Source organism: Salmonella sp. 2020_1395 (genome assembly GCF_043848115.1).
Classification (GTDB): domain Bacteria; phylum Pseudomonadota; class Gammaproteobacteria; order Enterobacterales; family Enterobacteriaceae; genus Salmonella; species Salmonella enterica.
In genome coordinates, this window is sequence record NZ_JBCMFH010000001.1 from 164,504 (window position 1) to 177,618 (window position 13,115).

General features: G+C 50.5%; 13 protein-coding genes. 9 read left to right on the plus strand and 4 right to left on the minus strand.

The genetic code is table 11. The annotated features are described in order from the left end of the window. The first annotated feature begins 322 nt into the window (after positions 1-322). Positions 323-808, plus strand: coding sequence for an ATP-independent periplasmic protein-refolding chaperone Spy (gene spy / locus ACH0WD_RS00895; RefSeq protein ID WP_001229001.1), 486 nt, complete (start codon positions 323-325; stop codon positions 806-808). A 74-nt stretch (positions 809-882) separates the two neighbouring features. Here spy and cho read toward each other — a convergent pair whose 3' ends face one another. After that, positions 883-1,764, minus strand: a complete 882-nt coding sequence (cho, locus tag ACH0WD_RS00900; protein WP_001747715.1) for an excinuclease Cho — start codon at positions 1,762-1,764, stop codon at positions 883-885. A gap of 120 nt (positions 1,765-1,884) precedes the next feature. Next, positions 1,885-2,712, minus strand: coding sequence for an ammonia-dependent NAD(+) synthetase (gene nadE / locus ACH0WD_RS00905; RefSeq protein WP_000174979.1), 828 nt, complete (start codon positions 2,710-2,712; stop codon positions 1,885-1,887). A 218-nt stretch (positions 2,713-2,930) separates the two neighbouring features. On the opposite strand from nadE, the gene osmE reads away from it, so the two are divergent. The 7 genes from osmE (at position 2,931) to chbG (ending at position 8,836) form a co-directional block, all read left to right on the plus strand. Then, on the plus strand, positions 2,931-3,272 hold the full coding sequence (gene osmE / locus ACH0WD_RS00910) for an osmotically-inducible lipoprotein OsmE (protein ID WP_001039301.1): 342 nt from the start codon (positions 2,931-2,933) through the stop codon (positions 3,270-3,272). A gap of 300 nt (positions 3,273-3,572) precedes the next feature. Continuing rightward, entirely contained in the window at positions 3,573-3,893 is a 321-nt protein-coding gene (gene chbB / locus ACH0WD_RS00915) for a PTS N,N'-diacetylchitobiose transporter subunit IIB (RefSeq protein ID WP_000412161.1), read from the plus strand. Between the two features lie 82 nt (positions 3,894-3,975). Beyond that, the gene (chbC, locus tag ACH0WD_RS00920; RefSeq protein WP_000073063.1) at positions 3,976-5,334 is read left to right on the plus strand and encodes a PTS N,N'-diacetylchitobiose transporter subunit IIC; all 1,359 of its coding nucleotides are present in this window, start codon (positions 3,976-3,978) and stop codon (positions 5,332-5,334) included. A 50-nt stretch (positions 5,335-5,384) separates the two neighbouring features. After that, positions 5,385-5,732 (plus strand): PTS N,N'-diacetylchitobiose transporter subunit IIA, encoded by a 348-nt coding sequence (chbA, locus tag ACH0WD_RS00925; protein WP_000459883.1) that lies wholly within the window; start codon positions 5,385-5,387, stop codon positions 5,730-5,732. Positions 5,733-5,742: 10 nt separating this feature from the next. Beyond that, positions 5,743-6,585 carry a transcriptional regulator ChbR gene (chbR, locus tag ACH0WD_RS00930; RefSeq protein ID WP_000983393.1) on the plus strand — a complete coding sequence of 281 codons (843 nt, stop codon included), beginning with the start codon at positions 5,743-5,745 and terminating at the stop codon, positions 6,583-6,585. A 124-nt stretch (positions 6,586-6,709) separates the two neighbouring features. Beyond that, the gene (locus ACH0WD_RS00935; protein ID WP_000078778.1) at positions 6,710-8,065 is read left to right on the plus strand and encodes a 6-phospho-beta-glucosidase; all 1,356 of its coding nucleotides are present in this window, start codon (positions 6,710-6,712) and stop codon (positions 8,063-8,065) included. 12 nt (positions 8,066-8,077) lie between these two features. Next, the gene (gene chbG, locus ACH0WD_RS00940) at positions 8,078-8,836 is read left to right on the plus strand and encodes a chitin disaccharide deacetylase (RefSeq protein ID WP_000442730.1); all 759 of its coding nucleotides are present in this window, start codon (positions 8,078-8,080) and stop codon (positions 8,834-8,836) included. Between the two features lie 43 nt (positions 8,837-8,879). On the opposite strand, the gene katE is transcribed toward chbG, so the two are convergent. Next, positions 8,880-11,132, minus strand: a complete 2,253-nt coding sequence (katE, locus tag ACH0WD_RS00945) for a catalase HPII (protein WP_000019105.1) — start codon at positions 11,130-11,132, stop codon at positions 8,880-8,882. A gap of 216 nt (positions 11,133-11,348) precedes the next feature. On the opposite strand from katE, the gene cedA reads away from it, so the two are divergent. Continuing rightward, complete coding sequence (gene cedA / locus ACH0WD_RS00950) at positions 11,349-11,591, plus strand: cell division activator CedA (RefSeq protein ID WP_000977510.1); 243 nt, start codon at positions 11,349-11,351, stop codon at positions 11,589-11,591. A gap of 102 nt (positions 11,592-11,693) precedes the next feature. Here the strand turns inward: cedA and tcyP are convergent, their stop codons facing one another. Further along, positions 11,694-13,085 carry a cystine/sulfocysteine:cation symporter gene (gene tcyP, locus ACH0WD_RS00955; protein WP_001010654.1) on the minus strand — a complete coding sequence of 464 codons (1,392 nt, stop codon included), beginning with the start codon at positions 13,083-13,085 and terminating at the stop codon, positions 11,694-11,696. Positions 13,086-13,115: the final 30 nt, after the last annotated feature.

A 13,115-nucleotide genomic window follows, 5' to 3' on the forward strand; every position in this document is an offset into this window, starting at 1 on the left:
AAGCTCACGTTAGGATTACAGGGATGATTTGGGACACAGTTTCATGCTATTACGGATTATTCCTGGAGAATTGCTTTATTAATAAGCGTTGCTGCGTTATAGTTCTGCATAATTGCTGCTATATCATGCTGTTGTATATTTCTCTTTCAACTCTGCGCAATTTATTCTTTTTTTCTTCACAATTGGCGAAAAAGTGTTTTTTATACTTTCATTGTTTTACCGTTGTTCTGACTAATTGACGCTAAGACGGTTAAAGTTAATCACGACAACACGGCGCTGTTTTAAATATGCCGTAAAAATAACTGAAAGGAAGGATGGAAATATGCGTAAACTGACTGCTCTATTTGTTGCCTCTACCCTGGCGATGGGTGCTGCGAATCTGGCTCATGCCGCCGAGACTACCACCGCCGCGCCAGCGGATGCGAAGCCAATGATGCAGCATAAAGGTAAATTTGGCCCACATCACGATATGATGTTTAAAAACCTGAACCTGACGGACGCACAGAAGCAACAAATTCGCGACATTATGAAAGCGCAGCGCGAGCAAATGAAACGTCCGCCGCTGGAAGAGCGTCGCGCCATGCATGATATTATTGCCAGCGATACCTTCGATAAAGCCAAAGCCGAAGCGCAAATTACGAAAATGGAAGCGCAGCGCAAGGCCAATATGCTGGCGCATATGGAAACCCAGAATAAAATTTATAACGTTCTGACGCCGGAGCAGAAAAAGCAATATAACGCTAATTTTGAGAAGCGTCTGACAGAACGCCCGGCGCAAGAAGGTAAAATGCCTGCTGCGGCAGAATAACTTTCCGCATAATTTAAGACCGCCGGTCTTGTCGACAACACAATCGTTGAGGTGGACAGGATCGGCGGTTTTCTTTATGACTGGCGACAGTCGGTGTGCAGTTCAATGATCTCATATTGACCTGACATTAACGGTTTACAGAGAATCTTATAGCCGTCCTGATCAAAACCCGCAGGTGTGCGCACCAGGGTGGCGGCCTCATCCAGCGAGGGTACCGCCCCCAGCCATAACCAATTGTTGATAATGTGGAACTGGGTCATTTGTGGGCGGCTCTCTTTTAACGCGATAGCGCCTTTCCAGGGCCAGCAAACCACACGTAACCGTTCCAGCGAGGCCTGCAGACGAAGAAAATGCGCCTGCGGGGTTTCTTGCCCACAGCACGCGCCAGCGCAGCGCTTCAGAGCGAAACGAAAACAGGCGCGCCCACGGCTTACCGGTTCAAGCCCCAGCAGGCCATAACACAATTTTTGTTCATCGGCGAGGTTCTGTAAGCTTTGCAGCGCCGCCCGACGGTTGGCGAAGAGGCCAAACAGGTTTGGCTCATGGGAAAAATCGACGCTGCGGGCGGAAACGACCTCAATCTTTTGTTCGCTCAACTGTAGCGAGCAAAGCTGGCGATTACGACGTAACCGCTTGTTAAACAGCGGCTGTTGTTCTTTGATCAGCCGTGCCTCCAGCAGCAACGCGCCCATTTCCCCAGCGGTGCAGATCCAGCTTATCCGCCGCGCCTGTCGCAGCATAGTGGCCTCGTCAGGCGTTCGCAGATGTGAAAGCACCCGGCTGCGAATATTCACGCTTTTACCGATATAAAGCGGCAGCGTATCGCTTTCGCTATGAAATACATAGACGCCCGGTAAGGCTGGCAATTCGCTGAGGAAAGGACGTAAATGTTCTGGATATTCGTAAATGGCCGCCGCTTCAAACTCAAGGCGGGGGGCTGATTGACGCCGTACCACAGTGATCTCCGTTAACTGGTTATTCATCCAGTATAACAGCGGGTGGGTGATTAAAAAAGAGGCTGGGAAGAGAGGAGGCCGGATAGAAGAGCGATATCCGGCACAACAGTAGAAGTACGATTACTTTTTCCAAAAGTCGTCGAATACCGTAATCGGCAAACGGCGCTTATGTTCAGTTTTTACATACCAGCCTTCGATAGTTTTAGCGATGGCGGAGTCCAGCGTTTTGCCTTCCAGGTAATCGTCAATATTGTCATACGTTACGCCCAGCGCGGCTTCATCAGGCAGTGAAGGGCGGTCGTCTTCCAAATCGGCGGTGGGGACTTTTTTATACAGATGCTCAGGACAGCCCAGTGCTGCGAGAAGCTGTTTGCCCTGGCGTTTGTTAAGGCGATGAAGCGGGTTAATATCGGTACCGCCATCGCCATATTTGGTGAAGAACCCGGTTATCGCTTCCGCCGCATGGTCGGTGCCCACCACGACGCCGTGAGTCATACCGGCGATGCTATATTGCGCTTTCATTCGCTCACGCGCTTTTTCATTGCCGCGAACAAAATCGCTCAGCTCAATTCCCGCTTCGCGCAGCGCCTGCTCGCTGGCGAGGACGGCGCCTTTAATATTGACGGTGAGTACTCTGTCCGGCTGAATAAAAGCGATGGCGTCCTGGCAATCCTGTTCATCGGCCTGCGCGCCATAAGGCAGACGAACGGCGATAAACTGCAGCGCATTATCACCGGTCTCTTCCCGCAATTCGGCGATAGCCATCTGGCTGAGTTTCCCGGCCAGCGTCGAATCCTGCCCGCCGCTGATGCCTAACACCAGCGATTTCAAAAAGGGATAGGTTTTCAGGTACGCTTTAAGAAAATCCACGCTGCGGCGAATTTCTTCTTCAGGGTTGATATGCGGTTTCGCGCCAAGCGCCTGGATTATCTCTTGCTGCAGAGTCATTTAACCCCCTTCGACATTAAAAAAATGAATCTTTACCCTGTTAAAGCTAACCCTTCGCCGCTGAAACGACAAGGTTTGGCGGGCTAAGCGGTGTTTAAAACAACATATCGCTGCGTTAGAGAATTTTCCGAAAGACTTTTTGTGGCGAGGCGCGGCTTGAAAAATGTTCTGATGTATTCCAGGCTTACATAACACGCTGATAAACAAGAGGACGGAAAATGAACAAGAACGTAGCAGGAATTTTAAGCGCAGCGGCGGTAATGACTATGCTGGCAGGCTGTACGGCGTATGATCGTACAAAAGACCAATTTGTTGAGCCTGTCGTTAAAGATGTTAAAAAAGGAATGAGCAGGGCGCAAGTTGCGCAGATTGCGGGCAAACCGTCATCTGAAGTGAGCATGATTCATGCGCGTGGTACCTGTCAGACCTACATCCTGGGTCAACGTGATGGTAAAGCGGAAACCTACTTTGTTGCGCTGGATGATACCGGGCACGTGATTAACTCCGGCTACCAGACCTGTGCGGAGTACGACACTGACCCACAGGCGCCGAAGCAGTAACAACTGTACATTGCCTGAACATTCAAGGAAACCGGCCTGCGAGCCGGTTTTTTTGTGCCTGCCATAACCTTATTTATTATCGCGAATTATTTGCCCGAAATGTGAGGGGGGTCATAACGCCAGGTCAATGAGAGACAATTTAGTGGGTCAAGGAAATACCATCCGGCGGTCCGATCCCGTATACTCATTTCAGCCACCTAAAAAAGTAAATCCGGTTACGCAAGTCGCCCAGAGTATGGATGCAGGTTGAGGCTTGCGGCGTATCTGGTTGACAGATAATCGCACATGAGGAAGGTTTTTATGGAAAAGAAACACATTTATCTGTTTTGTTCTGCGGGCATGTCAACATCGTTACTGGTATCAAAAATGCGCGCTCAGGCTGAAAAATATGAAGTGCCGGTGATTATTGAAGCATTCCCTGAAACCCTGGCCGGTGAAAAAGGCCCGGCAGCGGACGTCGTGTTATTAGGCCCGCAAATTGCTTATATGCTCCCCGAAATTCAGCGTTTATTACCCGGTAAACCGGTAGAAGTCATTGATTCAATGTTGTACGGCAAGGTAGATGGCTTAGGCGTGCTTAAAGCTGCGGTAGCGGCAATTAAAAAAGCCGCCGCGAATTAATTATTTTTTAATTTTTCCCGTCAAAGAGTTATTTCATACACTAACCGCAATATTTTATTGCGGTATTTAAGGGTATTTTTCTATGAGTAACGTTATTGCTTCACTTGAAAAGGTACTCCTTCCTTTTGCTGTAAAAATAGGAAAGCAGCCACACGTTAATGCAATCAAGAACGGCTTTATTCGTTTAATGCCATTAACCCTTGCGGGGGCGATGTTTGTATTAATTAATAACGTTTTCCTGAGCTTTGGGGAGGGGTCGTTTTTTTATTCCATGGGCATTCGGCTTGATGCCTCAACCATTGAAACTCTTAATGGATTGAAAGGCATCGGCGGGAACGTCTATAACGGCACATTGGGCATTATGTCGCTCATGGCGCCATTTTTTATCGGCATGGCGCTGGCGGAAGAGCGCAAGGTTGATGCGCTGGCCGCCGGATTGCTTTCCGTGGCGGCATTTATGACCGTAACGCCGTATAGTGTCGGCGAGGCCTATGCCGTAGGCGCTAACTGGCTGGGCGGCGCGAATATTATCTCCGGTATTATTATTGGCCTGGTGGTCGCGGAGATGTTTACATTTATTGTCCGGCGCAACTGGGTGATTAAGCTACCGGACAGCGTACCGGCTTCGGTGTCTCGTTCATTCTCAGCATTAATTCCCGGCTTTATTATTCTCTCTATTATGGGGATTATTGCCTGGGCGCTGTCTAATTACGGTTCTAACTTCCATCAGATTATTATGGACACTATCTCTACGCCGCTGGCATCGCTGGGTAGCGTGGTAGGGTGGGCATATGTCATTTTTGTACCGCTGCTGTGGTTCTTTGGTATTCATGGTTCGCTGGCGCTGACCGCGCTGGATAGCGGCATCATGACGCCCTGGGCGCTGGAAAACATCTCTATTTACCAGCAGTATGGCTCCGTCGATGCGGCGCTGGAAGCCGGTAAAACGTTCCATATCTGGGCGAAACCGATGCTGGATTCTTATATCTTCCTCGGTGGCAGCGGCGCAACGCTGGGTCTGATCATCGCTATCTTCCTGGCATCCCGTCGCGCGGACTATCGCCAGGTGGCAAAACTGGCGCTGCCGTCAGGTATCTTCCAGATTAACGAACCCATCCTGTTTGGCCTGCCGATTATTATGAACCCGGTGATGTTTATCCCCTTCATTCTGGTACAGCCGATTCTGGCGGCGATTACGCTGGTGGCTTACTATTTGGGTATTATTCCGCCGATTACCAATATTGCGCCGTGGACCATGCCAACCGGGCTGGGGGCGTTCTTTAACACCAACGGCAGCGTCGCCGCATTACTGGTTGCGCTATTTAACCTGGCGGTCGCTACCCTGATTTATCTCCCCTTCGTGGTGGTGGCTAACAAAGCGCAGAACGCCATTGAGCAGGAAGAAAGCGAAGAAGATATCGCTAACGCACTGAAATTCTAAACTCCGCGTCGGCATGGGATGCCATGCCGGGCTGAATCAGAGGAAAGACTATGTTTGATCTTGAAAATGTTGTAGATAACCAGACAGCGGCTGAGGAACTCGAAGAAGTCGTTATGGGGCTTATCATCAATTCTGGTCAGGCGCGCAGCCTGGCATATGGCGCGCTCAGAAAAGCGAAAGAAGGCGACTTTGAGGCGGCGAAAGCGATGATGGACCAGTCGCGCATAGCGCTCAATGAAGCGCATCTTGTGCAGACAAAACTCATCGAAGGCGATCAGGGCGAAGGCAAAATGAAAGTCAGTCTGGTCCTGGTTCACGCTCAGGATCATTTGATGACCTCAATGCTGGCTCGTGAACTGATCGCTGAGTTGATTGAGCTCCATGAGAAACTGAAATAACAGGGGGCGGATGATGCAGCTACAGGTTAACGCAACGGAAATCAAAACGGTTTATGAGCAGCAGCTCTTCAATGGCAAAAATTTCCATGTGTTTATCTATAACAAGACGGAAAGCGTCACCGGGCTGCATCAGCACGACTATTATGAATTTACCCTGGTATTAACCGGACGTTATTACCAGGAGATTAACGGGAAGCGTGTGCTGCTGGAACGTGGAGATTTTGTTTTTATCCCGGTGGGGTCGAATCACCAAAGTTTCTATGAGTTTGGCGCAACGCGTATTCTGAACGTAGGAATTAGTAAACGTTTTTTTGAACAGCATTATCTTCCGTTACTGCCGTTTTGTTTTGTGGCATCGCAGGTATATAGGGCGAATAGCACCTTCCTTACCTATATTGAAACGGTGATTGCGTCGTTGAATTTTCGCGGCAATGGGCTCGACGAATTTATCGAAGTGGTGACATTTTATATTATAAACCGCTTACGTCATTACCGCGAAGAGCAGGTTTATGATGATATTCCACAATGGCTGAAAGCAACCGTGGAGATAATGCATGATAAAACGCAGTTTGGCGAACATGCGCTGGAAAATATGGTGCGCCTGTCGGCAAAATCCCAGGAGTATCTGACGCGCGCCACCCGACGTTATTACAGCAAAACGCCGATGCAAATCATTAATGAGATTCGCATTAATTTTGCCAAGAAACAGTTGGAAATGACCAACTATTCGGTTACGGATATTGCTTATGAAGCCGGGTATAGCAGTCCAAGTCTGTTTATTAAAACGTTTAAGAAGATGACCTCATTTACGCCGAATAGTTATCGGAAGCGATTGACGGAAATTAATGAGTAACGGTTTGCATTGCTCGATTAATTACATTTCACGCTTGCCCCAATAGCGCGGGGAACGTCACGCTATTTCTTACGAGCGGGCATAGCGTAATACATATCAGTGTCATACACTGAAGGGAGATATTATGAGCCAGAAATTAAAAGTCGTCACTATTGGTGGCGGGAGCAGCTACACCCCTGAATTACTTGAAGGCTTTATTAAGCGCTACCATGAATTACCTGTCACCGAATTATGGCTGGTTGATGTTGAAGACGGGAAAGAGAAGCTGGGCATTATTTATGATCTCTGCCAGCGAATGATTGATAAAGCAGGCGTTCCGCTAAAATTGTATAAAACGCTGGATCGCCGGGAAGCGCTGAAAGACGCTAATTTTGTCACTACCCAGCTACGCGTTGGTCAACTCAAAGCCCGTGAGCTGGACGAGCGTATCCCGCTTAGCCACGGCTATCTGGGGCAAGAAACCAACGGCGCTGGCGGTTTATTTAAAGGGTTGCGTACCATTCCGGTTATTTTTGACATCATTAAGGATGTTGAAGAATTATGTCCGAATGCGTGGGTCATTAACTTTACTAACCCGGCGGGGATGGTGACGGAAGCGGTTTATCGTCATACCAACTTTAAAAAATTCATCGGCGTATGTAATATTCCTGTCGGCATGAAAATGTTTATTCATGACGTGCTGGCGCTGAATGAGAATGACGATCTTTCCATTGACCTGTTTGGTCTAAACCATATGGTCTTTATTAAAGACGTGCTGGTGAATGGTACCTCACGGTTCGCAGAATTACTGGATGGCGTGGCGTCCGGTCAGTTGAAAGCGTCAACCGTAAAAAATATCTTTGATCTGCCGTTTAGTGAAGGATTGATTCGCTCGCTGAACATGCTGCCGTGCTCTTATTTGTTGTATTACTTCAAGCAAAAAGAGATGTTGGCGATTGAAATGGGCGAATATTACAAAGGCGGCGCGCGCGCTCAGGTCGTACAAAAAGTGGAGAAACAACTCTTCGACTTGTACAAAAATCCTGAGCTAAACGTGAAGCCGAAAGAGCTTGAGCAACGCGGCGGCGCTTATTATTCCGATGCCGCTTGTGAAGTCATTAACGCTATTTATAATGACAAGCAGACTGAGCATTACGTTAATATTCCACATCATGGGCATGTCGAGAATATCCCGGCGGACTGGGCGGTGGAAATGACCTGCATTCTGGGACGCAATGGCGCGACGCCGCACCCGCGTATCACCCGTTTTGACGAAAAAGTGCTGGGGCTTATCCACACTATTAAAGGATTTGAGGTCGCGGCCAGCAATGCGGCGCTGAGCGGAAACTTTAATGATGTGCTGCTGGCGCTTAACCTGAGTCCGCTGGTGCATTCCGACCGCGACGCAGAAGTCCTGGCGCGTGAACTCATTCTGGCGCATGAAAAATGGCTGCCTAATTTTGCCGCTTGCATCGAAGCGCTGAAAGGTAAGCACCACTGACAGAGGTAGGCTATGGAACGCGTGTTGATTGTGAATGCCGATGATTTTGGCCTGAGTAAAGGGCAAAATTACGGCATTGTTGAAGCATATCGCAACGGCGTTGTGACCTCCACGACGGCGCTGGTCAATGGCGAGGCTATTGATCATGCGGCGCAGCTTAGCCGCGAGCTGCCTGCGCTTGGGGTGGGAATGCATTTTGTTTTGACGTTAGGCAAACCGGTGTCAGAGATGCCGGGCCTGACGCGAGACGGCCTGTTGGGGAAATGGATCTGGCAAATGGCGGAGGAGGATACGCTTCCGCTGGATGAAATTGCGCATGAACTGGCGTGTCAGTATCAGCGTTTCATCGACGTATTTGGCCGCGAGCCAACGCATCTCGACAGCCACCATCATGTGCATATGTTCCCGCAAATTTTCCCCATCGTCGCTCGCTTTGCGGCGCAGCGCGGGATTGCGTTACGTATTGACCGCCAGACGGTGTTGAATGCAGACGATCTGCCGTCGGATTTGCGCAGCACTCAAGGATTTAGTAGTGAATTTTACGGCGAGGAGATCACCGAAGCATGCTTTTTACGCATTTTGGATGCCTCGGCGCATCGAGGAGAGGCCTCGCTGGAGGTGATGTGTCATCCGGCGTTTGTGGACAACATTATTCGCCAGAGCGCCTATTGTTACCCCCGCTTAACTGAACTGGAGGTGTTGACGTCTGCGTCACTCAAGGCAGCGATTGCGGAACGTGGATATCGTCCTGGCAGTTTTCTTGATATTTAGCTCCTGAGTTTGCGGCGCAAGAATGCGCCGCATTTTTTGCTGTTTATGCAGGAATCGCGTTAATTTTCCCCGCACGCGACCAGACACGATGTGCTGCCATCAGCGTCAGCAGAGTGTCCATAAAGTGGTGGTCAACGTTATCTGCCTCAACAAGTCCTTCTTCCCCCTGGCTATCAATGTTTAAAAGCGCCTTAAACCGTCGGGCGTCGCCTGCCAGTGCGATGGGCTTCAGATGTTTGTAGGCTTCCAGAAGGTAGTAACGGGCATCGCCGCAACTCTCGATATCGGCAATATTGCCGCACGGTACTATTACCGCATCGACCGTTAGCGACGGCGCGCCGGCAAAGGTTGCCGCAATAGTTAATGTTGAACCGTCATCAGCCGTTACTTCACCCATCCGTGAATAGAGCAGTTTTGCGTGGACGCCTTTGGCTTTTAAAGCCTGCAAAATGGTCAACAGTTCGGCGGCGTTAACCTTGTCGTTCAGCAGAATAGCGACCACTCGGCCTTTAACATCGCCGTCCGGCACCGCATACAGGCTGAGCGCCGGATCTTTTTTCAGACCGTTGACATCAGGAGGCGGGGCAATTTGCGTTTGCTCATGGGTGAGTGCAAAACCGAGATTATGCGCGACGCCCTGAGCCAGCGTAACATCAATATGCGCTAACTGATCGACCACCCGCTCCCGAATATACGCGCGGGCGACTTTACCCAGTTCAAAGCTGAACGCGTCAATAATATGCTGCTGTTCTATCGGCGTCTGACTGAGCCAGAACAGGCGAGGATGCGAGTAATATTCACCGAAAGAGGGGCTGCGTTCGCGGATTTTATTGCCATCCACGCGTTCCTGGTATGATTCGAAGCCGCCGCGTTTTGGCGCTGGCGGCGTTTCGCGCGGCCAGTTGTCATTAATGGAGTTTGGTTCATAGTTCGCCGGATTGGTGTCGATATCCATCCGGTGCATACCGTCACGCTGGAAGTTATGGTAGGGGCAGGTAGGGCGGTTAATCGGAATTTCGTGGAAGTTTGGCCCGCCCAGACGACTGATTTGCGTGTCGGTATAAGAGAACAGACGCCCCTGTAACAGCGGATCGTTGGTAAAATCAATGCCGGGAACAATATGCCCTGGATGAAATGCCGCCTGTTCGTTTTCAGCGAAAAAGTTATCCGGATTACGGTTTAACACCATTTTGCCGACGCGTTGTACTGGCACCAACTCTTCCGGAATCAGTTTGGTCGGATCGAGCAGATCAAAATCGAATTTAAATTCATCCTCTTCGGCAATGAGTTGTAGGCCCAGCTCGTATTCCGGGAAATCGCCCGCTTCGATGGCCTCCCACAGATCCCTGCGGTGAAAATCCGGATCGCGACCGGTCAGTTTTTGTGACTCATCCCACACCAGCGAGGCTTTACCTGCCAACGGTTTCCAGTGGAAACGGACAAAGGTCGCTTTCCCTTGTGCATTGATCAGACGGAAGGTGTGAATGCCGAACCCTTCCATCGTCCGATAACTCCGTGGAATACCGCGATCCGACATTGCCCACATGACGTTGTGCAGCGTCTCAGGCTGTAAGGAAACATAGTCCCAGAAGGTGTCGTGCGCGCTCTGTCCTTGCGGAATAGCCCAATGTGGTTCGGGCTTAACGGCGTGCACAAAATCCGGAAACTTATGCGCATCCTGGATAAAAAAGATCGGCGTGTTATTACCGACGAGATCGAAAATTCCCTCTTCGGTATAAAATTTGGTCGCAAAACCGCGGATATCACGTACGGTATCAGCAGATCCCGCGCCGCCCTGTACTGTCGAAAAGCGAACAAAGACCGGGGTAATTTTCTGTGGATCGCACAGAAACGCGGCTTTCGTGATGTCGCTCAGGTCTTTATATGGCTGGAAATAGCCGTGCGCTGCAGATCCGCGGGCGTGAACGATCCTCTCCGGGATACGCTCATGGTCAAAGTGGGTAATTTTTTCGCGCAGGATAAAATCTTCCAACAGCGTAGGGCCACGGCTGCCGGCGCGAAGAGAATTTTGATCGTCGGCGATGCGCACGCCCTGATTGGTGGTCAGCGCATAATTTTCGCTGCCTTTACGAAAGGCGTCGAGGGCAGTGAGCTTATCATTCGCGGTCTCGGGCGCTTTTAAGCTGCCGGGGGCCGTTGGTTGCGCGCCCGGCGGCGTCGGTTCTGGCGTGGGGCGATGTGAACCGTCTGACGGCGCCAGGGAGTCCAGGCCGGGCTGTGATTCACGGGTATCATGCACGGGGGACTGATGGGGGGATTTCTCATTATGCGACATTGAACTCGTCTCCTGCTTTCATCACTGAAATGGGCGTGGTAGTAGTCAAAATCACTCTAACTATAGAACATTTCAGCAATTATGCCGGGGGAGAGCGGAACAGCAGACAGGGTATAACAGGGAAATCGCACGCGCGGAACAGGACGTCGGGGGCGAAGATCGGCTAAAATAGTGTTTTTCTGATTTTTAGCCTTAGCCTCTTTTAGTGAAGCATTAATGATGAAACCTCTTCGCCAGCAAAATCGCCAGATTATTAGCTATATTCCGCGTGTTGAACCCGCGCCGCCGGAACATGCGATAAAAATGGATACGTTTCGCGACGTCTGGATACTGCGCGGTAAATATGTTGCCTTTGTTCTGACGGGGGAGTCATTTCAACGGTCGCCCGCCTTTAGCGTGCCAGAATCGGCGCAACGTTGGGCGAATCAGGTTCGCCAAGAAAACGAAATCGCTGACTAAGAAAAAAACAAAACGCCGGTACTGGAGACCGGCGTTTTTAGTGACAGACATTTTGAGTTGCTGATCGTCGTGTCTCAGACGATGTGAACTCCCGATAATGTATTATCGATGCGCCAGTTCAGCGTCTTCTTCGCTATCGAGAATGGTTTTATCGGTCTGCTTCAGCCACTGGCTGGTCAGCGTACCCGCGGTCATTGAGCCGCTCACGTTCAGTGCGGTACGGCCCATATCAATCAACGGTTCGACGGAGATTAACAGCGCGACCAGCGTGACCGGTAAGCCCATGGCAGGCAGCACAATCAGCGCGGCGAAGGTCGCGCCGCCGCCAACGCCGGCAACACCCGCCGAACTTACGGTAACGATACCCACCAGCGTGGCTATCCATACGGGGTCTAAGGGGTTGATGCCGACCGTCGGCGCAACCATTACCGCTAACATTGCAGGATAAAGACCGGCACAACCGTTTTGGCCGATGGTCGCGCCAAAAGAGGCAGCAAAGCTGGCGATGGACTCCGGCACGCCCAGGCGGCGGGTTTGCGCTTCGACATTAAGTGGAATGGAGGCGGCGCTGGAGCGGCTGGTAAAGGCAAATGTCAGCACCGGCCACACCTTGCGGAAATATTTCAGCGGGCTAATCCCGTTCACGCCCAATAATATGCCGTGAACCACAAACATTATCGCCAGACCAAGATATGACGCTACCACGAAGCTTCCAAGCTTAATGATGTCCTGCAAATTAGAGCCGGCAACCACTTTCGTCATCAGCGCCAGTACGCCGTAAGGCGTAAGTTGCATCACCAGACGCACCAGCTTCATCACCCAGCTTTGCAGGGTATCGATAGCAACAAGCACACGCTCGCCTTTTGGCGCATCATCTTTCAGCAGTTTAAGCGCGGCCACGCCCAGGAATGCGGCGAAAATCACCACGCTGATAATAGACGTAGGATTTGCGCCAGTCAGATCCGCAAACGGATTTTTCGGTACAAAAGACAGCACCAGTTGCGGCACGCTGAGATCGGCCACTTTGCCGACATAGCTCGTCTCAATGGCATTCAGACGCGCGGTTTCCGCGCCGCCCTGAACCAGACCTTCCGCCGTCAGTCCGAACAGATTGGTGACCAGCACGCCCACCAGCGCTGCGATAAGGGTAGTAAACAGCAGCGTGCCGATAGTCAGAAAACTGATTTTCCCCAATTGAGAGGCGTTATGCAGTCGTGCCACGGCGCTTAAAATAGAGGCGAATACCAGCGGCATCACAATCATTTGTAGCAATTGCACATAGCCGTTGCCGACAATATTGAACCACTGAATGGAGTCTTTTAACACCTGACTGTCAGCGCCATAAATGGTGTGCAGGGCCAGACCAAAGATCACGCCCATCACAAGGCCGACAAGCACTTTTTTAGCCAGACTCCACTGTTTATGACGGGCCTGCGCCAGTACAAACAGCAGAATGACGAACACCGCAATGTTCGCAATTAATGGAAAATTCATCCCCGTTCTCCTGATTTTTTTATTATGAAG